The sequence below is a fragment of the uncultured Gelidibacter sp. genome (genome assembly GCF_947500795.1).
GTDB lineage: Bacteria > Bacteroidota > Bacteroidia > Flavobacteriales > Flavobacteriaceae > Gelidibacter.
In genome coordinates, this window is record NZ_CANMTE010000004.1 from 30,841 (window position 1) to 56,730 (window position 25,890).

At 38.0% G+C, this 25,890-nt stretch carries 20 protein-coding genes; 3 read left to right on the plus strand and 17 right to left on the minus strand.

The annotated features are described in order from the left end of the window. Positions 1-274: 274 nt before the first annotated feature. From Q0947_RS10325 to Q0947_RS10340, 4 genes are all read right to left on the minus strand, one after another. Entirely contained in the window at positions 275-1,261 is a 987-nt protein-coding gene (locus Q0947_RS10325; RefSeq protein ID WP_246924581.1) for a type II toxin-antitoxin system HipA family toxin, read from the minus strand. Beyond that, a complete protein-coding gene (locus tag Q0947_RS10330) occupies positions 1,261-1,587 on the minus strand; it encodes a HipA N-terminal domain-containing protein (RefSeq protein WP_246924583.1) in 327 nt (108 codons plus the stop codon). The genes Q0947_RS10325 and Q0947_RS10330 overlap by 1 nt, the downstream gene beginning before the upstream one ends. Beyond that, on the minus strand, positions 1,584-1,802 hold the full coding sequence (locus tag Q0947_RS10335) for a helix-turn-helix domain-containing protein (RefSeq protein ID WP_246924586.1): 219 nt from the start codon (positions 1,800-1,802) through the stop codon (positions 1,584-1,586). The genes Q0947_RS10330 and Q0947_RS10335 overlap by 4 nt, the downstream gene beginning before the upstream one ends. A 693-nt stretch (positions 1,803-2,495) precedes the next feature. Then, the gene (locus Q0947_RS10340) at positions 2,496-3,959 is read right to left on the minus strand and encodes an aldehyde dehydrogenase family protein (protein WP_299396818.1); all 1,464 of its coding nucleotides are present in this window, start codon (positions 3,957-3,959) and stop codon (positions 2,496-2,498) included. Positions 3,960-4,358: 399 nt separating this feature from the next. Here Q0947_RS10340 and Q0947_RS10345 point away from each other — a divergent pair, with 399 nt between their 5' ends. Further along, positions 4,359-7,016 carry an AAA family ATPase gene (locus Q0947_RS10345; protein WP_299396821.1) on the plus strand — a complete coding sequence of 886 codons (2,658 nt, stop codon included), beginning with the start codon at positions 4,359-4,361 and terminating at the stop codon, positions 7,014-7,016. Between the two features lie 260 nt (positions 7,017-7,276). On the opposite strand, the gene Q0947_RS10350 is transcribed toward Q0947_RS10345, so the two are convergent. Further along, positions 7,277-7,690 carry a lipocalin family protein gene (locus tag Q0947_RS10350; RefSeq protein WP_299396823.1) on the minus strand — a complete coding sequence of 138 codons (414 nt, stop codon included), beginning with the start codon at positions 7,688-7,690 and terminating at the stop codon, positions 7,277-7,279. A gap of 170 nt (positions 7,691-7,860) precedes the next feature. Further along, complete coding sequence (locus Q0947_RS10355) at positions 7,861-8,631, minus strand: META domain-containing protein (protein WP_299396826.1); 771 nt, start codon at positions 8,629-8,631, stop codon at positions 7,861-7,863. 1,155 nt (positions 8,632-9,786) lie between these two features. Between Q0947_RS10355 and Q0947_RS10360 the strand changes: the two genes are divergently transcribed. Further along, positions 9,787-10,413, plus strand: a complete 627-nt coding sequence (locus tag Q0947_RS10360) for a DUF4403 family protein (protein WP_299396829.1) — start codon at positions 9,787-9,789, stop codon at positions 10,411-10,413. Between the two features lie 94 nt (positions 10,414-10,507). Here Q0947_RS10360 and Q0947_RS10365 read toward each other — a convergent pair whose 3' ends face one another. From Q0947_RS10365 to Q0947_RS10415, 11 genes are all read right to left on the minus strand, one after another. Then, positions 10,508-12,706 carry an alpha-N-acetylglucosaminidase gene (locus Q0947_RS10365; protein WP_299396831.1) on the minus strand — a complete coding sequence of 733 codons (2,199 nt, stop codon included), beginning with the start codon at positions 12,704-12,706 and terminating at the stop codon, positions 10,508-10,510. Positions 12,707-12,732: 26 nt separating this feature from the next. Continuing rightward, positions 12,733-15,084 (minus strand): glycoside hydrolase family 95 protein, encoded by a 2,352-nt coding sequence (locus Q0947_RS10370; RefSeq protein ID WP_299396834.1) that lies wholly within the window; start codon positions 15,082-15,084, stop codon positions 12,733-12,735. A 460-nt stretch (positions 15,085-15,544) separates the two neighbouring features. Continuing rightward, positions 15,545-16,693 (minus strand): alpha-hydroxy acid oxidase, encoded by a 1,149-nt coding sequence (locus Q0947_RS10375; protein WP_299396836.1) that lies wholly within the window; start codon positions 16,691-16,693, stop codon positions 15,545-15,547. A 6-nt stretch (positions 16,694-16,699) separates the two neighbouring features. Next, on the minus strand, positions 16,700-17,041 hold the full coding sequence (locus Q0947_RS10380; protein ID WP_299396838.1) for an L-rhamnose mutarotase: 342 nt from the start codon (positions 17,039-17,041) through the stop codon (positions 16,700-16,702). Further along, on the minus strand, positions 17,028-18,356 hold the full coding sequence (fucP, locus tag Q0947_RS10385; RefSeq protein ID WP_299396841.1) for an L-fucose:H+ symporter permease: 1,329 nt from the start codon (positions 18,354-18,356) through the stop codon (positions 17,028-17,030). Before fucP ends, Q0947_RS10380 begins: the two co-directional genes overlap by 14 nt. Before the next feature lie 2 nt (positions 18,357-18,358). Next, positions 18,359-19,138, minus strand: a complete 780-nt coding sequence (locus Q0947_RS10390) for an SDR family oxidoreductase (RefSeq protein WP_299396843.1) — start codon at positions 19,136-19,138, stop codon at positions 18,359-18,361. A 4-nt stretch (positions 19,139-19,142) separates the two neighbouring features. Further along, entirely contained in the window at positions 19,143-19,973 is an 831-nt protein-coding gene (locus Q0947_RS10395; protein ID WP_299396846.1) for an amidohydrolase family protein, read from the minus strand. 89 nt (positions 19,974-20,062) lie between these two features. After that, entirely contained in the window at positions 20,063-20,914 is an 852-nt protein-coding gene (locus Q0947_RS10400) for a fumarylacetoacetate hydrolase family protein (protein WP_133757567.1), read from the minus strand. 68 nt (positions 20,915-20,982) lie between these two features. After that, the gene (locus Q0947_RS10405) at positions 20,983-21,759 is read right to left on the minus strand and encodes an SDR family oxidoreductase (protein WP_299396850.1); all 777 of its coding nucleotides are present in this window, start codon (positions 21,757-21,759) and stop codon (positions 20,983-20,985) included. 2 nt (positions 21,760-21,761) lie between these two features. Continuing rightward, positions 21,762-23,081 carry an L-fuconate dehydratase gene (locus tag Q0947_RS10410; protein WP_299396853.1) on the minus strand — a complete coding sequence of 440 codons (1,320 nt, stop codon included), beginning with the start codon at positions 23,079-23,081 and terminating at the stop codon, positions 21,762-21,764. A gap of 148 nt (positions 23,082-23,229) precedes the next feature. Then, complete coding sequence (locus tag Q0947_RS10415; RefSeq protein WP_299396856.1) at positions 23,230-24,108, minus strand: AraC family transcriptional regulator; 879 nt, start codon at positions 24,106-24,108, stop codon at positions 23,230-23,232. A gap of 172 nt (positions 24,109-24,280) precedes the next feature. On the opposite strand from Q0947_RS10415, the gene Q0947_RS10420 reads away from it, so the two are divergent. Then, positions 24,281-25,849 carry a serine hydrolase gene (locus Q0947_RS10420; protein ID WP_299396859.1) on the plus strand — a complete coding sequence of 523 codons (1,569 nt, stop codon included), beginning with the start codon at positions 24,281-24,283 and terminating at the stop codon, positions 25,847-25,849. Positions 25,850-25,890 lie beyond the last annotated feature (41 nt).

Sequence of the window (25,890 nt, forward strand, 5' to 3'; positions counted from 1 at the left end):
AATGGAATGAATGGATTTTAAGATATCAAATGGATAATTCATATACATAATGAGAAGTATCTCATAACATAAACTGTTTAGGCAGTTCTTATTTATTTATTTTAAGTGATTTTCTTATTATTTCTGGAGCGTTTTCCATTTTTGTTTTTGTTGATCACTTTCCCTTATTGATGTCTCTGTAAGATTTCATAAGATTCATTATAGATCTACTTCCCATAGGCCTTGGCTGTCATCCTTTCCAAATAGAGTCTTATTGAAATTACATATAAAATACTCATGGTTTCGATAAATTTTTCATTCTCGTTTGGTAAGCCTGTGTATAATTCCTTTTTGATTTCTCATTAAGAAAAGAAGCTTCAACAAGTGCCAATACCTCATCTTGGTTTGCTATTAAATCATGAAACACCTTGTCTATTTGTTTTTTGGAAACATTTGCATGTTCTCCTAAAACATAAAACTGTTTGTGGATTTTTCCTTGTGCCATATTCCTCGGTAATAAGCCATCTTCCAAAGCAAAATCATTATCATCAATATGTAATCTGCTATTTAATAAATCGTATGCAGGACTTAATCTATAATCGCCCAAAGGGGTTTCTATTAAAGAAAAGTTTTTAAAATGCGCATCACCATTGGAAAACAAATAATTAAAGAGGATCAGCTTAAATAACTTTACTGATTCTACAGCATAAGCAGGACTATATTTTTCAAGCAGTTTGAAAACCGCTAAATAATTGCCACTATATTTAAAATCCTCACCATGGGTTTGAGGTGTCCTGCCTGCCAACGAAGCAAAATCTTCTTGAGACCACTTACTTCCATCTGCCCTAACATCAAAACGTTTGGTAATATAGGCTGGCGCACCATTTTTAAAAAATATAAGCGCATTCTCTGCGGTTTCAATATTAAATATCTGACGCGCTATTTGCATGGTTACATGCTCATTTGCTGGCATTTGGTCTGCATTTTTACCTACATTAGGAATGGGTTTTAGGATATACTGTCCTTGTTCTCCCCCTCGTATTAAACGCAATTTGTTTTTTTCCAGCAACACCGAAAACTTTTCTTGCACTCCAGAAATAGACATCCGTTTTCGGTTTTCCGTAAACAGAGCATCAGATACCTCATTGGTTGCAGGTGAATCGTAGGGTAAAATTGGGCTAACCTTCTTTCCATTAAAAACACGTCTTAAAGCCGTATCGCTATAGCTATTATACCCTACCGCAAGCGTACCAGGGCAATTTATTATAGTTGGCTTGTCCATTACTTATTTATTTTCATAATCTGAACGGCACCAATAGTATCATGTTTTGCCGTGGTCATTAACAATCCAAAACAGTCTTTGGTATCTATCCTATTTTCAAAGCAAACTGTTTGTTTATTTGAACCTTCTGGCAACATATTATAAAAGAATGCAAACAGATGTTCAGAAATATATTCCTGTTGCGTTTTGGGTAGTGTCAAACTAATTGCAGGTTTGTCTGATGCCTGAAACCAGTCATCATAATAACGGAACACAAAACTGCCATCATCCAACTGCTTCAGGCGTCCTGCAACTTCCTTTTTAAATAGAACTTCTGCTTGTCTCATAATTTAGCCGTATTATTTTTAACGGTAAAGCTTAATTCCAGGCCTAAAGCATCGCCCAATTTATTTAAGGTATCTAAAGTAGGATTGCCTTTACCACTTTCAAATTGTTTTAAGGTACGCAAACCGACTCCTGAAAGGTCTGCTAATAGCTCTTGAGTAACATTGAGCATATCTCTGCGGGCCTTAACCGTTTCAATTAATTTTTGTAAGTGCATTATATGGCTCTTTTTATACAAATATATACTTTTTATTTAAACAATACTATAATAAGTGCTTTTTAATGCACTATCTGACATATTAAAATTTTTAAGTATGTAAATAATACAAAAAGTGTATTTTAAAGCACTTTTTTAAACTATAAATATATGCTACTGAAAATTTAATACGCGATTTTCGAATTGCACGTCAAAAATAACTTTGAAGGATTTTGATTCACTTTGCTAACTCAATCTTCTTTCAAACGTTAAACTTTGTTAAATCGAGACCAATTCGGTGACCTCTAATATTCGCACCTTTGAGAAGTCCTGTAAACACTAGAAAGTTGAAATTATGGTCGTTGTCTCCGACTCCACAACATTCAAAAAACCACGCCATTTATGGTGTGGTTTTATTTTTTTGAAATAACCGAGCTTGCTCGAAGTTATGTAGAAAAAATAAAATCCAGCAGCGCTAGCTGCGTGGTTTCTTTAATTGCAACTTTGGAATTATTAGAGAACAGCAAAGCTAACCTCTCCGACTCCACAACACTCAAAAAACCACGTCATTTATGGCGTGGTTTTATTTTTTTGGAATAACCGAGCTTGCTCGAAGTTATGTAGAAAAAATAAAATCCAGCAGCGTTAGCTGCAAAAAACAAAACCCTCATGACGAGGGTTTTTGTGTTTAAAGATCTAGAATTTTCAAAAGTATTAAAACGGTAACGGACGTTCACCCAATTGTACGGTCACCCATTTTAATTGCGTCATATCCTCAATAGAGTATTGTCCATTTTCCTTACCATGACCACTCCCTTTAAAGCCTCCAAACGGCGCATTCGGGTCGTCATCAAATGAGTTGTCGTTAATATGGACAGAACCTGCTTCAATCCTCAGTGAGAAATCAAAAGCTTTTTGCAAATCATTAGTAATGATACCAGAGGACAGTCCGTAGTACGTGTCATTAGCCTGAGCCAAGGCATCTTCATAATCTTTGGCGCGATACACGGACACCAATGGGGCAAATGTTTCATCGTCGAACACCATCATATCAGAAGTAACTTCTGAGAGCACCGAAGGATTCCACATTTGATCTTTCAGATGTCCACCAACATGGAGTTTTGCGCCTTTTTTGACCGCATCCTCAATATGTTTCTCAATGGTTTTTATAGCATCTTTAGAAATCAGTGGTCCCACTGCTGTATCTTCCTTATTTGGATCGCCTACTTTAATGGTTTTAACGTGTTTCACAAAGGCTTCCACAAAGTCATCATAAATTGGGTCTTCCACAATTATTCGCGAGTTTGCCATACACACCTGGCTTTGGTTAAAGAAAATTCCAAAGGCGGCTGAACGTACGGCATAGTCAAGATCAGCATCCTTAAGAATCACCAGTGGGCTTTTTCCACCAAGCTCAGGAACAAATCGTTTCTGATACTTGCCGGCAAGCGCCTGTAATTTATTCCCCACACGAGCCGATCCGGTAAACGTGATCAATTTGGTGCGCGGATCAGAAAATAAGGTGTCTCCCAGATCTTCGTCAGCCGTAGGAATTACACTCAGAACCCCTTTTGGCAATCCGGCTTCATGGAATATTTCCGCAAATAGCAGGGCAATAATTGGTGTGTAAGGCGAAGGTTTAAGAATGAAACTATTTCCAGCCGCAATAGCAGGTGCCAGTTTTTTACTATTTAAAAGCAACGGCGCGTTAAAAGGCCCAATCCCCACAACCACACCTAAAGGCATGCGGTAGGTAAAAGAGATACGGTTAGGCTCTTCGGCCGGCATAGTCTCCCCACGGATTTGACGCGTTTGCCCAGCGGCAATTCTGAAGGTACTTATAATATAATCCACTTCGTACATGGCTTTACCAAAAACGTTTCCACCTTCATCAATTAAAGCTTTCGCGAGTTCAGCACGGCGTCTTTCGGCAATGTCAGCCGCTTTTAAAAGGATGGCCTCACGCTCCTTGGCCGTGGTTATACCCCAAGTTTTTTGCGCTTTCGCTGCACTTTCCAGTGCCGTTTGAATATTGGCCGGACTGGCTAAACGCACTTTGGCCAGAACTTCGTTGTTATAAGGGTTGATGGACTCGATAATTTTTTGATCCTCGGTTTCTAAATATTCCCCGTTAATGTAAGGTGCATAGACTTCTTTGTAATCAAATTTTAGTTTCATATATATAATTTTTGATGTGTTTTTCTCTAACTACACAACATAATCATCTTCTTTGATGATAGAAAATTAGTATTTATAAAATTCCGTTAATTAACAATCCTTTTACTTTTTGACAGGTTGATTAAAGGTGATTGTGACGAAATTAAAGTGCCCGAAAGCGGTTTGAAACTCATAATTACAAACGTTATTCTACCTCATAGACTAAAGTTCGATTTCGTTTAATTCAGTATTAGAATGTAGCTTTTGTGGGACTGCACTACTCTCTTTGTTTAGCGTTAAAATAAAGGTTTTCAGAATTTTAGAAGATATCAAGCAGATATGTAGGAATATATCTTAAATTGGTAGGTTAATGTATATAATGCTGATTATACACTTGATAGCAACAACTAAAAATAACGAATGAAGAAAGAAATTAAAATTATATTAGAGGAAGGAGCATCAAATAAAGCAAAAGGAAACTGTTTCGAAACTCTCATTCGGAATTTGCTGTCTATACACCATTATGAAATCAAACAAAATATACGATTCACAGGAATGGAACTTGATTTAATAGCTGAACATAAGCATAGAGCAAATGAAAAACTTTATGTAGAATGCAAAGCAAAGTATAAAGTTTCTTCCATTGAATTAAGAACTTTTTTTGCTAATGTGTTTCATCATAATGCTAATTTTGGATACTTTTTCAGAACTAACGAATTAGAGTTTGATGCTGGTGGTTTATTAGAAGAGTATAGAAATGATAAGCGATATTCTAATTTAACATTTTTTGAACCAAAAGATATTGTTCAAATGCTTTTGGATGCAAGAATGATTTTTGAACCTTCGGCAGATCTAACATCCTACATAATTTCTAAAAAAATTCTTGCCGTAACTTATTTAGGTGATTTCTTTATTTATCTAATAAATGAATCAAATGCATTACCAACAAAATTTATAGTTGTAAATGCAAATAAAAATGAAGAACAAATTTCAAAAGAAAGTATAAGTATCCTAAAATTAAAGATAACTGAAATTAAAGACCTCGAATTAATAGAAAATTATACTAAATACACAAAAGAAAATCATACGAAAGAGGACCTTAGAATTGAAGCTATTTCTGAAGTCCAAGAAAGTGAAAATTGGTATGACTATTTACCTGCATCATCGGATAAAAATCATTTCGTGGGTAGAGATGAAATACGGACACAAATTTTAAGTTTTTTCAAAGACGTTAAAAACAAAAAAACACCGAAGAGGATTTTTTATTTGAACGGAAAATCTGGTTGGGGTAAAAGTTCATTAGTCCTTGAAATTAAAAATAGATGTCGTAACAAACATTACAAAAAACAATTTTACACTTTGGCAATTGATACAAGAAGTGCGATTTCTGATAATTTTGTGGCGTTATCTTTAAAAAAATTAATTACCCATTCTATCGCAGATAAATTTATTGAAAAAGATATTTTCTTTGATGATGTTTCTTTTACTTCAAATACTGATATGCTGTCCTCTGAATCAATGCAAAAATTTCTTCAGAAACTTAAGGATGAGAATAAGTTTTTAGTCTTAATTTTTGACCAATTTGAGGATGTATTTAGAAAAAAGGACTACTTCAAAACTTTTTATAAATTCCTTACGGATGTTACAGATAAAAATCCAAATATAATTGTAGGATTTTCTTGGAAAACTGATTTTTTTATTCAAAGCGGCGATCCATCCTACCACATTTGGCAACAAGCAAAAGAACAAGCTAGGGAGTTCACCATTAGCGAATTTGGTGAAAAAGAAATTGATGGAATAATCAGGCAACTAGAGGGTTCGGTAGGAGAATTGAGTAAGAGTATTAAAAACAGGATAATCGAAAGCTCTCAAGGCTTACCATGGTTAACAAAAAAATTATGTATTCATATTTTTGACCAAATACAATTAGGTTTAGCAAAAGAGAATCTCGTTGAATCAAATCTTAATATTCTCGATTTATTCCAAAAGGACCAAGAAAGATTGGACACAAACGAATTGAAAGCATTGAGAGTGATTGCTAAAAGAGCATATGAAAGTAACTTCTTTGATGAATCAGAGGTTGGAGATTTGATTAATGGAGAAACTATTTCTTCATTATTACATAAAAGATTAATAATTCGTTCGGGAGCAAACTATAATATCTATTGGGATATTTATAGAGATTACTTAGTGACAGGAGAAATTCCAATTATTGGAGAAAGCTATTTGTTGAGACAGGGAGTAAATCTATGTTTAGAAGTATATTTATTATTCGAAGATTCTAAAAAAGAAACAATCGATTCCTTACTTGTAAAACATTCAAAAGATATTGGTTTAGAAACTCTAAACAATATTTTAATCGAGTTAAGAAATCTTGGTATGATTCAGAAAGAAAATGAATCTTATTATATTACTAAAGGCATCCAAATTTCAAAAGATGGATTCATTGATTACACAACTTTAAAATTTCAAAATTACACACCATATTTGGCATTAAGAAAAGCAAATCTTAATAAGATTTCAAAAAATGACGTGATACCTGTTTTAAAAGCTATTTTTAAACAAGAATATCAAGACAATACTTGGGACGCTTATGCAAAAAACCTTATCAATTGGTTTTTAATTTCAAATCTGGACATTAAATCGAAATTAGTTGTTCCTAGAAAAGGTAGAGGTAAAAACATTCAAAAAATTAGTCAAAAAGAATTAAAAAACTTTCTTCCAAAAAGTTCACTTAAAGACATTCTTCAAACTTTACCATTATTATTGCTAGATAAAAGTTCAATAAGCAGCAGGTTTTATAGAGACTTGTTATTATTAAATGTAATTGATGAAGATAGAAATCTAACAAAATTTGGTGATGGAATAATATTTAAAGATGAATCTGAATGGAAGGCAATTCTACAAAAAAAATGTATGGCTTTACCTAAAATGCAGCGACTTAAGGAAATTATTCACTCAAAGCCAAACATTAAAGCAAAAGAACTCATTAAAATGGAAAATGATGATTTCTTTGAGGGAAGTAAGGAAAGTTCTAAAGTAATATATGCGACAAAAGCACTTTCTTGGCTGAAATAAAAAGCAGTTGCCAAAACAGTGTAGAAACCATAGTTTGTTCCGTCCTAAATTGGAAAATCCTGCGGATTACCCCCTGGTTCGTTCCATTTTTAGCAAGTTAATTGATTGCACACGGAACTATCCTTACACAAACCATTGTAAAACATTCCACTGAATTGAAAAAACTCAAATCTGAATTCCGCTACAAAATTGGAGAATCCCATTTTTCTAGCGGAATTGTAGTCATTGCTTAAATACTACTTGGTTAGCATTTCGGTATATTATTTTTTTGTGTATTCCGACAGATAATTGTCCTTTTTGAGAATCAGCTTGTTTTTAGTTAATGTTTCGATATTGTACGTAAGAGTGTCCATAGACGACGTTCCGTTTCCAATACTCTCGACAATAAATGTAATTTGATCCCCTTTTACCTCCCAGTTTTTATAGAGAAGCGTTTTCATATTGTCTGAGCGCGCCGTACCATTATCAAAAAGGGTAAAATGCAATGCAGCATCAGAGGCATCTATCCAGGACCCAACAAGCAATTCATTTTCAACTATTGACTTCTCATTCTTGGAATTCACCTCGTTATCCATTGTGGTTTTTGTGTCATTTTTACAAGCCCCCAACAAGAGTAGTCCAAGCATTAATAATGTGATTGGGATTATCTTTGATTTAGTAGCTAAATTTTTCATTACTTCGAATTTAATTTTCATTGTCATTTTACTTTTGGTATGAATTGATTTACAGCATTTCAAAAACGTTTATTATCATCTCATCTATGATTGAGTAGTATAAAACATAGAAGGTATTTATTCATTCCTCCAACCTGTTTATTGCCTTCGATTTTTAAGTACTGGTTTTATTAAAAATACACCGCTTGGAAAACTGCTAAGGTTGCATTCTTATCCGTTTTAAGAATCAACGTATCCGTGTTTAAAGAGTAATTATCAGTCAATGTAAAGATTTTTAAAAAATCCTGTTCATTGATATTATCATCTAGGCATGCCTTTATAGTTACCCTAATATTGTCGTCAAATTTAATTTTGTGGTTTTCTTCCAGTTCAAATGCCCCACTAAATTGATTACATCCTGCAAACCCTGAAAATGTGTTATCACTTCTTAACATGAAATATTGTTCTCTTTCTTGGTTAGGAGCCATTTCGACCTTCTTACCATCTAGGGTAACCAGTTTCCAGTACTTATTTACGATTTCACTTTTGCTCATTTCAATAAACTTGGCTAATGACTTATTGTTCTCAGAATTAAGGTTTAGCACGCCATTGTCGATAGTAAAGGTATTGGACGTTTTTAAAAGTTCGAGTATTTGATTTTCTAAATCCATTTCTCTTTGCTCACAAGCCATTCGAGTTACGGCGAATTGACTAAACTTAATCTGATTTTCATTTTCAATTGTGTAGCTACCATTTAAGCGATTACATCCAATGAAACCACTGATTATACCGTTTTCGGATAGATCTATATAAATAGGTTTATTATTACTAATCTTATTGTCATTTAAAACGCTTAACTCCCATTTTTTATTAATGGTTTCTGTTTTTGCATTTTTAATTTCACTTGTTGATCCACAACTTGCTAAAAAAGTCGCAAATATTAAAATAGCTATATGTTTCATAATTGTTATTTATTTATACGTAATGTTTGAATTTTGATTAATTAATTTTGAAAGTGAAAGCCTTGTAATTTTACCGTTAAAGCGATTGATCCATTTGACTACTTTCTACGCCATTGGTAATGGCAAATTTGATACCAACTATGGATCATCACTCGTTTTTTTACAAACCAGTTTAAAAGGACCTTATTATCCATCCATGAAACGCGCTCTGATGATTTAATAATTTTTAGGACCTCTATATTTCAACTTAAATCAAAATTAATGTTACTTTTTATATTAAATTTATAGATTCACAATGCTTTAACACATTCCTGGATATTTTTTATTCATGTTGGGGTGACTTTTTTTATTTAAAACTTAAGCGGTATTTATTTAATAGACGAAACAGCACTAAACTCAGGCTTGTGGCTCGGATCAAACGTTGTGCCTAACGGAAAGTTTCGTGCTACGACATCGCCTATTTTTCATATACTAACGGTTGTAAAACATTCCAACAAACATTACACTGAATTGAAAAAACTCAAATCTGACTTCACGATAAACGAAATTGGAAAATTCCGTTTTTATAGCGGCATTGTAATCGGAATCGGATTCAGCTTAATTTTCAATTCACTTTTTCAAGTCATTTTAAAGATATCCAATGTTGGAGAAGTTTTCACAGACTTAAATTGGGCGAATTACTATAGTTATGAATTTTCAGTTTATTACCTGACTTTAATAAGTGTCGCTTCAATCGGATTTTCATTTTGCTTCACTACCTATATGTGGATGAGCAAGCCTTTCGCGTCCATCAGAAGAAAAACAATAAGATTGCGAATGGCTCCAATTAACGCGATTTGGATTCTGTTTGGAACATTATTTTTTCTATTGCGAATGTTTTGGTTTTTTACTGGAGTCGCTATTACAATTGAAAACGACTTTCCGTATTTAGGTTTTATGATACCAATTTTTATTTATTTATATTGTTGGAGTTTAATTTCAGATATTTATAAAAGTAAAAAACCGTTTCTGATAACTTCCTTGATTTTTTTAATTATCGGAATTATATTGAGCGGCATATAGAAGTAAAACTACCATTTGAGACAAGATAACATCGCAAGAAGGTAATGTACTGTCAAATTTTATCTTAATTTTCTACTTCTCAATTCTTATTATATGAATTCCAATCCGACACCATCTGATCAGGATATTTCATTAACATTGCCAGTTCAAATTGGCTTTGAAGTTCTTGATGCGTTCCTGAAGAAAAAATTTAGGGATACTAACATCAGCACTAAAGACGCTAGAGGTAACACCTCTAACTATTTTAGAATCCTCGATTTGAAGCTTGCCGAAAGTCAAAACAAAGCGTATAATCTTTGTTTAAAAATGCATCTCCAACCGCTCACCCTGTTATTCAACAAGAATACTATTGAAGTGTCGGTACATGCGAATTTACGGATGGATGTAGAGAATCAAAAAATATATGTGGAAGCCTACGATATAGACAGCAGCGGAAAAAATTGGGTCACCAACACCCTTCTAAAATCTGTTTTGAACACCTTTATTTATAAAAAAATCATCAATGCCTTGAGCCTGGATTTAATGCCAATACTCAAAGAAAAGATCGCACTGTTAAATGAACAATTGGCATCGCGACTAAAAACTACAAAAGGCATTTCCATCATGGGAAACGTCGAAAATTTTAGCATCGGTCATTTTGAAATCAAAAAAGATGTGATGTGGGTGCTCGTCCACACGCAAGGTTGGTGCGTGATCAGTATTGACGATATTGAGTTTTGAATTTAGTAAGTATAAAGCTATAGATCACTCTTTCTACAAGAGAACATCTCACGCAACTTAAAACACGATTTTTGCCAGATTTTTAAAAATCCTATTAGTCATAAGATGCTTTTATCTCATCAACATATTTACGATAGAGTTCATTTGCAATGGCCACACTGTTACCGTGTTCTGTGGTGGGAAACAGCTTGTGCTCTTTATTCCAACCTTCTTCAAAAGCATAATAATCGATATCTTGGGAATGTTTGCCGTTCAATTCAGCGGTAAGTTTGGCAATGAACAATTCCCATCGTGGCAGATAGAAATCAGACAGCATCCCGCCCCATTCTCTATGGGCATAATCGTGTAAATTGGAATCTTGAAAACTCCAAGTAGTAATTTGAGTCCGCGCATTGTATTCAAATAAATCTTTTTCGGCAGGATTAGTGGCTCTGGACTTTGCGGCTTCTAACCAAAATCCTAACATGAACTCTTTTCTTGAATTCAATAAGCGGTCTTGATCTTTTAATAAGGTGGTGAATTTTTCGCTGGCCCTATTAAAACCGCCTAAGTCGCCATTTTTATAGTGGCGCACCATCTCCGCATAGACCACCTGTGCGTAATTGGCCAATACTTGTCGGGTTAGGTCCACCACATCATATTGAAAATTGGTACGGTTCGCTAAACCATCAGATTCTTGAATGAACAATTGCCAAGCTTCCAGCAGTTCTGACGGATTATAGTGTAACTCGGTGGTTGCCCAACTGGAAACACCAGTGATATTTAACGACGGACGGGCACAAAAAATGGATTCGTTGGTACCTTGTTGGTATGGCGGACCCATTTTCTTGCCATACACTGTGTTATTTAGGACCTGCCATGCCTTGTTTAAGTTAGGGTTGGCAACACCATACCGTCTGTGTGCATAATCCGCCAACCAGGTATCCATATCAACAGCGGCATCTCTCCATCTAAACTCGTACAACAGCTCATAAACCACAGGATTATTTTCAATCCCTTCGGGCATCACGCCAATGCCTTTTAAACTCTGTGGATGCTGTTCCCGAGCTTTAAAGATTTCACGATTGATAACATCAAGCCTCCCAAACATCCCGACATTTCCGCCGTAATTGGTAATGGTGGACCAGATCCAGTTTTTATCTCCCCAAGCGTTCTTTTGTGACCACTGCGGATTGTTATCGGCATCCAAATCTAGAATTAAGATATCCTCCGCTTTAATTCGGGATAGCAATTCCAACCGCGGATTGGCATGCCAAGCTTGAAATACCCACTTCGCATTAGGATACACGTGTTTGACACTGCCGATTAAGTTTTCTCCCGCAGCAGATAAATCAATGCCATCAGTACTCCCACCTTCATGAAATGGATCTCCGGAGAAATACTCGGTTTCCCCGAACAACTTTTTTTGTTCTTCATAAAAAATATTAGCGATTTCCAAGAACAGCGGATCGGTAGGCAACAAAAATGCGGGTCTTTTAAATCCGCCAGCCCAAAGCCCTTGATCGCGAATATCGGCATCAGGATATTTTTCTTTGAGATTATTCGGTACCATACCATAAAATCCTGGGAGTACAGGCTTCATCCCATACTCGCGCATGCGTTTGAGAATCTTTTTTTGCAAGGCAACTTGCTGGTCGATATACTCTTTTGAAACAGGACCGCCCCACCCTTCTAAATTCGTCATCAGCCACCAACTGGTAAATGCAGGTCCGGGAATAAATTCGAGAATTTCCGTTTCTGAATAATTAAGTCTTTTAAGTACGTTGTACCAAACAGCTTCAGTACCGGTAATAGCGAGCGGCAGATTGATGCCATTTAAGGCCATCCAGTCAATTTCCTGCTCCCAGCGTTCCCAATCCCAAAAAGACATGGTATAATTAAAGGTGCAATAATTGAGATAGTAAGCGTGCTCAAACGCCGATTCCTTGGTTATTGACCCCTCAATTTGTGGTAACGATTCTGGAAGTGCTATTTGGTTTCCGCTCCACGACACACTGCTATTCGTGTGATATTTGAGATACCAATTCAGCCCTGAAGCCATGGCTACGGGCGTGTTTCCTTTAACCAATACTTTGCCGTTTTTAGTACTTAACTCAAATTTATCAAGTACACTATTGTCGAGTTTTTCAAAAGCAAATTGTTTTGAGGTTGCTGCAGGCAGTATTCGCTCCGCTAAATTTTCGACGACGGCGTGGGCAGAACGATGGCCAGCGCAACTCAACAGCATTGTGCTGGTGAGTGCGCCAACTAAGATTGATCGTACCGTTATTGTGAATTGGAGCTTTTTAATCACGAAAACACGCTGTTTTAAGGGTGGGTTTATTGCGCTTTATAAGTATAAATACCGTCAGCATTTAAGCTAAATGTTAACAGCTCATCATTAACCTTAACTTGGACTGGTCGGTTAGGTTGTCCTGCAATTTTGACTTCTTTGACTCGTCCATTTTCCCAACGCATATCTATTTCAAATCCGCCACGAGCCTTTAGTCCCGACACTTCTCCAGAGCTCCAGGCGTCCGGTAAGGCTGGCAAAAGTTCGATGATTCCGGAGTGCGATTGCAACAGCATTTCTACCATTCCTGAAGCGCCACCCATATTTCCATCCAATTGAAATGGCGGATGTGCACATAATAAATTAGAATAAGTACCTCCAGCCGTGGAGGTCCCAATATTGTTATCGGCTACAGGTTTCAGTAAGCTTTTCAACATTTTATGGGTGCGGTTTCCGTCATTAAGACGTGCCCAAAAGTTCATTTTCCATCCACGAGACCAACCTGTTCCACTATCACCACGAGCGTTTAGAGTAACACGTGATGCTTCTGCTAATTCTGGAGTTTTCGCGGTGGAAATCTGATTTCCTGGATGTAAGGCGAATAAATGAGAGACGTGACGGTGATCGCTTTTTGGATCATCAACATCTTCGGTCCACTCCTGCAATTGTCCCCAAGAGCCGATTTTTGGAAGTAAAATAGCATCTCTGGTCAGTTTCGCGGTATTGGTAAAGTCATCATTAATTCCCAACACCTCAGCCGCTTTGAGTGAATTGTTTAAAATGTCCCAGGCAATTTGATGGTCCATAGAAGCACCTTGCGAAATCCCACCGTGTTCTGGCGAATACGACGGCGTGGACACCAATTTCCCATTTTCATCTTTAGTCAAATAATCGATCCAAAAAAGCGCCGATTCCTTCATAATAGGATAGGCCTTCTCTTTCAAATAGGTTTTGTCTTGGGTAAAATCATAATGGTCCCATAAATGTTGCGAAAACCACGCTGCGCCGGTTGGAAAGAATCCCCAGTCCACACCCCATCCTGGTGAGGTGTACCCAAATGCATTGATCATGGTATTGGCCATCCAGCCACGGGTATTAAAAAATTCTTTGGCGGCCAATTTCCCTGGCTCCACCAAACTCTCAATCAAGTCTAAAAACGGTTCATGGCATTCAGAAAGATTGGTCATTTCAGCAGGCCAATAAATCATTTCTAAGTTAATATTACTGTGGTAGTCAGCAGCCCACGGCGGATTGGTGGAGTTGTTCCACTTGCCCTGTAAGTGCATGGACATGGTGTTTGGACGGCTTCCTGCGATCATTAAATAACGGGCATATTGAAAATACAGACTTTCCAAAGCGTTATCATTGGCGCCTTCAGCATAGGCCTGTAAACGTTTATTAGTAGGCATACTTAGCGCGTTGCGCTTTCCCAGATTCAAACTGACACGATCAAACAAATGAGTGTAATCTGCAATATGTTGTTTCTTTAGTTTTTCAAATGTGGTGTTGTTCCATTTCTGAACTACTGCGTTATTCGCTGCTTTATAATCATTGCCCTTATACGTAGGAAACTCTAAAGTATATCCTGTTGCCGACGTGTTTAAGATAACAACATCTTTGGCCTTTTTGATATAAATGACACCATCCTTGAAACTGATTTTACCATCGGACATTTTTAAGGATAACTTCGTTTCAAACGGCATTCCGTTGTCGGCAACTTTACCTTCAAACGTATAGACGCCGTCCTTAAAATTTTGAGACACGAGGACATGCGGGGTTATAAATCGGATTTCATAGTCCGTCTTTTTGGAGCTTTCAAAACGATAGACCATCGTATTGCTTGGGTAATTTCCAAAATAGGTACGGTTATAGGTCGTTTTACCAATAGTATATTCTACCTTTCCTAAGGCGTTGCTAATATCCAAACTGCGCTTGTAGTCAGTAACGTCTCCAGAATGCCCCACTTTTACAAAAATATCACCCATGGTTTGTTGCGCTCCATAATCGCCAAATTCAGCATTATACTGTTTACCGGTATCAATAATTCCTGTAAATTTTGACTGAGCTAATTTATGAGCCTCTGCTTTTTTGCCTTCTTCTAACAAGGCTCTTACCTCAGACAAATGTTTATGGGCACCCTCGCGAATCCCAAAGTTGTACTCAGGATTTGAATCAGGACCCCCAGACCAAAGTGTACCTTCTGAAAATTGAATTTGTTCTTCCTGAATCCCTCCAAAAAACATCGCACCTACATAACCATTCCCTATCGGCAAGGCTTGGGTCATCCACACTGTCGCTGGCTCCTCATACCACAATTCCAAAGGATTACTTTTTTGGGCAACCGTTGTTAGCGTCAGAAAAACGAAGCAGGCACTAAAGGCTAATTTTAAATTTTTCAAAGTCTTTTATTTTTTTTATTTATCTAATCTGAATCATCTGTAAACAGGTAACACAAGAACAATCATTATTCATATTCACGAAAGATTATGAGTTAGTTCAAATCAAGTCTTGGTTCTTGAGTCTTGAATCTTGGCTCCTAGTTCTTGATTCCATATTCCGTATTCGATATTCATTATTCGATATACTCTTTTCTCTAATCTATTTTCTCTTCTCTCTGTTCTATTTTCTCTATTCAATATTCAATCCTACCCATCACCATCCAAAAACCACCTCGTCTTCTGCTTCTATCCGGAAGCAGAATCCACTCATCCTTTAAAAGGAGGAGAATTTAAGTGTGAGCTTTAATTTGAAAATCGCGAATTATGAATTGAGATTATCTCTTCTCTCTATTCTATTTTCTTTGTTCTCTTTTCTCTTTTCTCTTTTCTCTTTTCTATGTTCTCTTCTCTATAATCTGCATTATTTCACCAAAAACCTAGGTAAATCCTCAACCTTCTCACAACACACCTGCTCCATCACCTGCTGAAATTCGCGCTTCATCAATGAAATGGTATGATTGCCGCCTTCTTTTCCTAAAGCGCCAACGCCATACATAAAACTACGGCCCATAAAGGTAAACTCGGCGCCGCTTGCCATGGCTCTGGCGATATCCGGGCCACCACGTAATCCTGAGTCGACCATAATTTTGATTTGGCCTTTAAATTTTTCTGCAAGATGTGTCATCGGTACAATGGTAGATTGCCCAGCATCCAATTGGCGTCCGCCGTGATTGGACACAATCAAGCCATCCACACCTAAATTGATCGCTTTCTGCGCATCTTCTTCACTCACCACACCTTTAATCACCAGTTTTCCTTTCCACTGACCTCTGATTGATGCGATACGATCTTCATTTAAACGCCCAGAAAATGTCATATCCATAAATTCACCCAAGCCTTTTAAGTTTAAGCCTTTAGGCATATAGGCTTCCATGGTTTTGAATGATGGTTGCCCGTGAATCAAGGTTTGAAGCGCCCAATCAGGCTTTGTAAATACTTCAAGAATATTTTTAAGGTTCATGGTTGGCGGCATGGCCAAGCCATTTCTAATATCTCGCGGTCGGTACCCAAAGGTTGGGACATCGGCTAAAATTACTAACACATCAGTTCCGGCATTGGCGGCTCGGTCTAACAAATCGCGTTTCACTTTTTCATCCGCAGGATGATAGAGTTGAAACCAAGAAGTACCTTCCGTCAGTTCCGCAATACGCTCAATGCTTGAGGTCGTCACGGTACTCAGAATAAACGGAATATTATGCGCAAAGGCGGCTTTGGCCAGAATTTCTGGCGCGTTAGGCCACATCAGACCTTGAAGTCCTACAGGTGCAATTCCGAAAGGCGAATCGTAAGTATGACCAAACAATTCCGTTCGGGTATCTGACTTATCAAACTTGGACAAATACTGTGGCATTAATTCCACTTTTTGCAAGTCGGTGCGATTTTTATCTAAGTTGATATCTTCATTGCAGCCACCATCGAGATATTCAAAAGCGAACCTTGGCATTTTCACCATCGCTCGTTTTCGTAAATCGGTGACGGATGGATATTTGGGGTTTATTGTCAATTCCATGATCCGCTACGCTTTTAAATGATAAATCTTTTCCATAAGCAACCATTTTTCGCCTTCTTTGGCAGTAGGAAGTGCTTGTTGATATTTCCACATCAGGCTTTCCCATTCTTGAACTGTCGGATTGTTGGCATCATTTTCATTCTTTTTATCAAACGAAAACGACTCATTCACATCCATAATCATGAACAAACGATTCTCGACCAAATAAATTTCTAGATTGAGAATGCCACTATCCTTAATACTTTCAACAATTTCCGGCCAAACTTTTTCATGGTGTTTTTTGTAGGCTGAAATCAATTCGTCATCATTGATCAAATCGAGTGCAAAACAGTGTCTATACGTTTTCATGCTTCATAGTTTTATATCCAAATAATGCCACGACGGCCAAACAGACTAAAGGCAGGATGAACGAAAAATTAATCTCAGGAATGTAACCCAATATTTTTACATCGCTAAAGCCAGGGCCTCCAATATCTAAAATGCTTCCTTGTAACACTGGCAGCAAGGCGCCGCCTACAATGGCCATCACCAAACCGGCGGATCCAATTTTAGCTTCATCGCCCATGTTGTTGAGCGAAATTCCGTAAATAGTTGGGAACATGATACTCATAAAAAGGGATGTTGCCACCAAGCTGTACAGACCTAAATGTCCGCCAACAAAAACTGTAATCGTCGTAGTGATGACGCCACCAATTCCAAAAATGAACAATAATTTGGCTGGACTAATTTTCTTCATAGATAGGGTTCCGAGCCATCTTCCTGCTAGAAATAATAGCATGGCGCCAACATTATACCAGGTTGCAGTGAGTTGTTCATCAGCTGGTAATGCTGCATTTAAATTGTCCACATATTGAAAAATGAAGGTCCAACACATAATTTGCGCGCCCACATAGAACATTTGTGCGATGACACCGGTAATGTAAGTTTTATTTTTAGCTAAGATTTTAAAGGTTTTGGAAAGGGCTATTTTAGAATGCGCTTCCACCTTAGGGAATTTAACCACCATAATTGCGGCCATAATGATCAAGACCAAAACGCCCAATGCAATGTAGGGTACACTGATGACGCTTAAATCATTTTCTCTGATGGCTGCCATTTCGGAACTGGACAACGCTTGATAAGCTTCTTCCGTAAAATCTACGGATCGAAGGGCATCAATGATAAACACTTGGGCGATAATCATTCCCGTTAAAGAACCAATCGGATTAAAAGCCTGCGCTAAATTAAGGCGCTGTGTGGCTGTTTCTTTTGGACCTAAAGCTAAAATCAACGGATTAGAAGTGGTTTCTAAAAATGCCAATCCGCAAGTCATGACCCAGAGTGAAATTAGAAAGTAATTAAAAGTTTCGAATTTGGCCGCTGGAAAAAACAAGAAGGCGCCAATGGCATACAAGGTCAATCCTACGAGGATTCCAGATTTATAACTGTATTTTCTGATGAACAATGCTGCGGGCAAGGCCATAAAGAAGTAGCCAAAATAAAACGCGAACTGCACCAAAGACGCTTGCGTATTGGAGAGTTCTGGCATTACTTTTTTAAATGCCGACACCATCGGATTGGTCAAGTCATTCGCGATTCCCCACAATGCAAATAAGGAGGTAATCAATATGAATGGCAGGAGAATATTTCTGGATACGATTGGTTGTTTAGTTAGGTTTTTCATCATTATAAAGCGCGGTCTAAATGGGTGTAGCCACCATCAACAAACACCAATTGCCCGGTAGTATGGCTTGATACTTCTGACACTAAAAATGCGACCGTATTGGCAATTTCAGCAGTGGTGGTCATTCGGTTTTCTAAAGGAATATTTTTGGTGATTTCAGCCAAACGCTCTTCAGGATTTGGAAAGGTTTTCAACCAAGTTGCATACTGTGGCGTATCACATTCTGCAACAATTACGGCGTTGACGCGGATTCTATAGGGTAATAATTCTAAGGCCCATTCTCTCGTTAATGCATTTCTTGCACCATTGGCCGCAGCATACCCTGAGGTGCCACCTTGGCCAGTAACAGACGTCTTGGAACCAATATTGACAATCGCGCCTTTAGATTTTTTAAGCTCAGGCAACGCGTATTGCGCCATCGCATAATAATGTGCCACATTGCGCTGGATAGACCTCATAAAGTCATCGTAATTCCCAGATTCGAGTCCGACGCCATCATTAACCCCCGCGTTATTCACCAAGCCGTCAATACGCCCAAATTCTTTAATCACCTTTTCAACTGCGTGTTTGCATTCTTCCTTATTGGTCAGTTCTGCAATAGCATGAAAAACTTTTCCTCCGTTATCTTTTATGGTTTTTACAGCTTCTAAAACATCCGATTCTGTGCGTCCTACAATCACAGGAATTGCGCCTTCTTGGGCTAATAGATTACAAATACCGTTGCCGATACCTTTTGATCCTCCCGTGACAATGATCACTTTATCCTTTAGTTTTAAATCCATAGTTTCAATCTTTTAAATGGTACCACGTTTTTGCGTTGAGGCCCATAATGTGTTGTTGTTCGGTTTCTGTAAATTGGGCAATATATTGTTCTATAAGGCCAACTGTTTCGGCATAAGTTCCTGCCAATACACTTACTGGCCAATCGCTTCCAAAAAGTGTTCTCTTGGTTCCAAAGGCATTAAAAACCACGTCCAAATAAGGGTGGATAATGGTGTTGTTCCAATGCTTCCAATCGGCTTCCGTCGTTAATCCGGACACTTTACAGGCGACGTTTTCAAAACCTGAAAGGGTTTCGATATGACGTTTCCAAGTTTTAATTTTTCCGTCTTTGATGTAGGGTTTTGCACAATGATCGAGTATAAATTTCTGGTTAGGAAATGTGTTGACCAAGGCGATGGCTTCTTCCAGTTGATGTGGAAAAATCAAAATGTCATAGGTGAGATTGTGTTGTTCCAACTTAGAAATCCCCCGTTGAAAATCCTTCCGTAGCATATAACCATCAGGTTCTGCTTGAACGATATGCCGCAGACCTTTTAGGTTTTTATGGGTTGAAAAATGCTCTAAGCGCTCATCGATGGCATCACTGCCCAAATCCAACCAGCCCACAACACCTTTTATAAATGGATGTTTTTCGGCTAAATTCAATAAAAATTCGGTTTCCTTTTCTGAAGTATCCGCTTGTACGGCCACACATCCATCAAACTGATGCTGCTGCAACAAGGGCTGTAAATCTTCAGGTAAAAAGTCACGTTGAAGCACTGCCATGTCATCAGTAATCCACGCATCTCTTTGCGGATTAAAGCACCAAAAATGTTGATGTGCGTCTATTTTCATGAGTTTTTATCTATGGTTTTTTTGGACACATGCTGTGCGCGTTTAGCCATTTCCGTTTCGCTATTAAATTTTGAATAGTCTCGTTGAATTTATTTGTAAGCTACTGCAGTTTGTTCTTGAACCCCTAAACCATCAATCCCTAAACGCATCACGTCTCCAGGTTTTAAATAACGTTGCGGATTGAATCCTAATCCAACACCAAATGGCGTTCCTGTTGAAATCACGTCGCCAGGCAATAAGGTCATAAACTGACTGATGTACGACACCACATGCTGAACATTAAATATAAAATCGGAAGTTGAAGAATCTTGTAAACGCTCACCGTTCACTTCTAACCACAAATTCAAATTATTTGGATCTTTAACTTCATCTTTAGTAGCCATAAATGGTCCTAACGGTGCGAATGTGTCACAACCTTTCCCCTTACACCATTGGCCTTCTTTTTCAATTTGAAAAGCACGTTCAGACACATCGTTATGCAACACATAGCCCGCGATATAATCGTCGGCATCTTCTAACTCAACATACGATGCTTTTTTTCCAATAACGATGGCCAATTCCACTTCCCAATCTGTTTTTTCACTGTTTTTTGGAATGATGACATTATCGTTCGGGCCGACAATTGCGGTGGTAGATTTGAAAAACAACACGGGTTCTGATGGCACTTTCATACCCGCTTCAGCAGCGTGCTGTGCATAATTTAATCCGACACAAACCAATTTGGAAGGTCTGCCAATTGGCGATCCTAAACGTACAGCGTCATCCACTGTTGGGCAATTTTCGGCATTGGTTTTCAACCAGTCCTTTAAACGCTCCAATCCGTTGGTTTCGAAGAACTTTTCGTTAAAATCTTCACCAAAAGCGCTGACATCTATACGTTTATCTTCTAATTGCAATCCTGGTTTTTCTTGACCTTCTGATCCGAATCTTATGAGTTTCATTTTTGAGATATTTTTTATATGTTTTTAATATTTATCGGCACAACTATTCTGCGTGATGTGAATTAGGCTTAGCCATTCAATTTAATAAAACCGCCATCAATAGGAAAATCAGTTCCTGTGATAAACGATGCTTCATCACTACATAAATACAATGCCAAATGGGCTATTTCTTCAGGTTTCCCCATGCGTCCGATAGGTTGGGTCTTTGAAAGTTTCTCGAACATTTCAGCCTGATTATCTGGGTAATTTTTTTCTATAAATCCATCTACAAACGGCGTATGCACACGTGCAGGAGAAATACAGTTACATCTGATGCCGTCAGCCACATAATCTTTTGCTACGGAATAGGTCATGGTCAACACCGCGCCTTTAGTCATGGAATACGCAAAACGGTCAGAAATCCCAACCGAAGAGGCGATGGACGCCATATTGACAATTACCCCTTTGTTCTGCTTTTTAAAATATGGGATGGCCGCTTTCATACCGTTATAAACGCCTTTGATATTCACATTATACAAACGGTCCAAATCATCGGGATTGGTGTTTTCAATATTTCCAACATGCGCTATTCCGGCATTGTTTATTAAAATATCGATGGTATTAGTCTGCGCTAATTCCTTAAAAATGCCCTCGACTTGCTCTTGATTAGAAACATCACATTGATAAAAATTGGCTGACCCCTTCTCCTTTTCAATTTCTGAAACGGTAGTATTGCCATTATCTGTATTAAAATCTAAAATACAAACATGTGCGCCTTGTTTTGCGAATGTGGTCGCAATGGCTTTCCCAATTCCACTACCACCACCGGTGATGATGGCTGTTTTTCCTTTTAAACTAAATATCATAATTATGCGTTTTGTAGTTTTTTAGCCCAAACGTCTCCGTTAGGAAAACTATAGGTTTCTAATGATTCTGGTTTCATGGTGATGCTGTATCCTGGCTGTTGCGGTGGCATGTAAGCGCCATTTTTAATGACCACAGGATCGAAGAAATGTTCGTGTAAATGGTCTACATATTCAATAATCCGGTCTTCCATAGTGCCACTCACACAAATATAATCGATCATGGATAAGTGCTGCACATACTCGCACAACCCAACACCGCCCGCGTGTGGACACACAGGGACTTTATATTTTGCCGCCATTAATAAAATGGCTAATATTTCATTAACCCCACCAACACGACAGCTATCAATTTGACAGATTTGCAAAGCATCCGCCATAATTAATTGTTTAAACATCACCCTATTTTGACAATGTTCTCCCGTCGCCACTTTTATAGGTGCTACAGCTCTGGCAATTTTGGCATGACCCAAAATATCGTCCGGACTTGTAGGCTCTTCAATCCAATACGGATTAAATTTTTTGAGCGATGCCATATTTTCTATCGCTTCATCTACATCCCATTTTTGATTGGCATCCATCATCAATTGCAAATCGTCTCCAATTTCCTCACGAATGATCTGTGCACGGCGCATATCATCCTGCAAATCAGAACCGACTTTGATTTTCATGTGTTTAAACCCCTCCGCTTTCGCTTCTTGGCATAATCTGCGCATTTTATCATCGCTATAGCCCAACCAACCTGCAGACGTTGTGTAAGCCGGGTAGCCGTTTTTCAATAGAATATCAATGCGTTCTTGTTTGGTAGCCGCATTATTTTTAAGCAGTTCCAAAGCTTCCTCAGGAGTGATCGCATCAGTGATATATGTAAAGTCTACACATTTGACGAACTCCTCCGGAGACATGTCGGCAATCAATTTCCAAAGGGGCTTCCCTTCAACTTTAGCGTATAAATCCCACACTGCATTAACCACGGCACCTGTCGCCAAATGGATGACGCCTTTTTCTGGCCCCAACCAACGCAATTGACTGTCGCCCGTAATCATCTTCCAGAAATCGCCCATATTTTGAGTGAACGACTCCAAGGTTTTACCAATAATTAAATGTGAAAGCGACTCAATAGCGGCCACACATAATTCGTTGCCACGACCAATGGTAAAGGTCAATCCGTGACCTTCAAATTCAGGATGGTCCGTTTTTAAAATGACATAGGCCGCGGAATAATCCGGATCCGTGTTCATAGCATCTGAACCGTCCAGTTCATCACTTGTTGGGAAACGTACATCTTTAGTTAAGACTTCGGTAATGGTTATTGTTTGCTTCATCTTTTAATAAATAATGTTTAAGAGGGGAATGAATATGGCGCATCGATAACGACGACTCATTTCATAACCTTACAAATCTATAGTATGAATTGCATCAATTCAACTCATTATTCAACCCTAACTGATACTTTTTTTGCACTTAGTATATTTAAATAGTATCAGCAGTGAAATTACTATGCTTTTTTAAATATGCAGAAGGCGACATATTTTTTATGATTTTAAATTGGCGATTGAAATTCGACAAATTATTAAACCCTGACTCGTAAGCGATAGCAGCCACATTGAGCTCGTTTTCCATAAGAAGTTTGCACGCGTATCCAATCCTGATTTCATTAACATATTTTGAAAATGTTTTACGATGGACGCGCTTAAAGGATCGACTGAACGCTGAAGGATTCATATTGACGAGTTCCGCCACAGTCGCTAGATCCATATCGGTATTAAAGTTCTTAAAAATATAAGCGATGACTTTGTTGGACAGTTTTGGTTCTTCAAGTTTTAAGGAGGCCACATAGCCAGCACTTGCCAAAAGTTTAAAATCCTCATGTAATGCCAACTGATGTAAGATGCCAATAAATTGATGGGTTTTATTAAAATCAGTTTCATCATTTAAGTTGATGATGGCTTGCCGCAGGGCTTTGGGTAGATTTTTAAATAGAATGCCCTGCTCCGCTTTTTTAAATAACTCCACAATCGGTTTCATTTCTGTTAATTGCAGAAACCTTTCCCCTAAAAAATCCTCCTTAAAATGAATAGAAATGGCTTCGGCAATTAACGTTTTGTCGTCTTGAAAATATTTGGGGTCATTCAGCCACATGTGCGGCAGATTCTTCCCAATCAGCACCACATCTTTAGGCTGGAACTTCTTAATGCTATCGCCGATAAATCGGGTGCCTTTACTTTTAAGCACGGTGACCAATTCGAGTTCAGGATGGTAATGCCAAATTTTTAAAAAATTAGCATAACTATTCTTACGCACGGAAATGGTAGCCGTAGTAGTACTCCTATCTATTAAATGTAATTTCATCGCGATGAAAATAACACATTTGGCTCAAAATGGATACTAAAGTGCAAAAAAAGTATTGATTGAAGGGTTTACAATCCAACACATAACATTTATCAAGGATGAAGGCGCTTTAATTTCAATAGAAGAAGTAAAAAAATTAATATCTTTCAAGTTCCATTTTAAAACACTTTTCATGACATCAACAACTTTAAAATCGCTTCTTTTTGGAGCTCTGTTCGTTTCAATTAATTTATCTATAAATGCCCAAGCATTAAGCGGGACACAAATTGACAGTGTAGTCCAAAAAACAATGCAAACGTTTGACGTTCCCGGAATAGCTGTCGCAGTCTTAAAAGATGGCAAAATTTATCATAAAAACACCTATGGCGTACGTTCGGTAAAAACAAAGGCCCCAGTAAATGAGCACACGCTTTTTGGAGTTGCATCCAATACCAAAGCGTTTACAACCTCAGCCTTAGCGCAACTTATTGATCGTGGCGAACTGACTTGGGATACCAAAGTAATAGACGTTATTCCTGAGTTTCAACTTTATGATGCCTACGTGACTCGCGAATTCACAGTGCGCGATCTTGTAACCCACCGTAGCGGCTTAGGTCTTGGTGCGGGCGACTTGATGGTGTTTCCTGCTTCAAATACGACCACTAAAGACGAGATGATTCACAATCTTCGTTATTTAAAACCGGTATCCTCCTTCCGCAGTCAGTTTGATTATGACAACTTATTATATATTGTAGCTGGTGAAATTGTTTCAAGAATTTCAGGACAATCCTTTGATGATTATATCTCCGATCACTTCTTCAAACCGTTAAAAATGGAACGTTCCTTATTGTCGATTCCTGAAATAAAAGCGGATCCAAATAGAATTGACGGTCATGCGCCAGTTAATGGCACTTTAGAATTGACAACTGATACCTTTACGCAAATCTCTACACCTGCAGCCGGTATTTATGCCTCTATCAACGATATGAGTACGTGGGTACAAGCCCAATTGAATGATGGAAAATATGGCGAAAAATTGACCGACAGTCTTTTTAGCACCAAAGCTCATAGAGAAATGTGGACGCCACAAACCTTAATTAGAAGTGGCAAAGGCCCTTATAATACTCATTTTTCCGCCTATGGTTTAGGATGGTTTTTGAGCGATGTGAATGGCTATTTTCAAGTGACCCACACGGGAGGACTGTTAGGAATCGTGAGCCAAGTCACCATGATTCCTGAATTAGATTTAGGAATAATCGTTCTGACCAACCAACAAAGCGGTGCGGCATTTAGCGCGATCACCAATTCTATTAAGGATGGTTATTTCGGTATCAAAAACCAAGACCGCATTAAACAATACAATGAACGCCGATTGGCGGGTGAAAAAGATGAGGAACGTATTGTTTCTGAATTAGAAAAAGATATTGCCGCACAACTTAAAAGTAAAGCTCCAAAACCGAATCTTTCAGATTATGTTGGGACGTATAAGGACAATTGGTTTGGCAATGTTGCCATAACGAACCAAAACGGCACACTTCATTTTAAATCTGAAAAATCGTCAGATTTAACTGGAACGATGACCTTTTACAAAGGAACAACCTACGTAGTGCGTTGGAATGACGCCGCATTAAAAGCGGATGCTTTTGTGAATTTTAATTTAGACACTCAAGGGAAAGCGGTTGGTTTTATGATGAGTCCGATTTCGCCACTGACGGATTTCAGTTATGATTTCCAGGACTTGGAATTTCATAGAGCGGAATAATCCTAATAACCTCTAAACTATTGAATTTGGAATTCATGAGG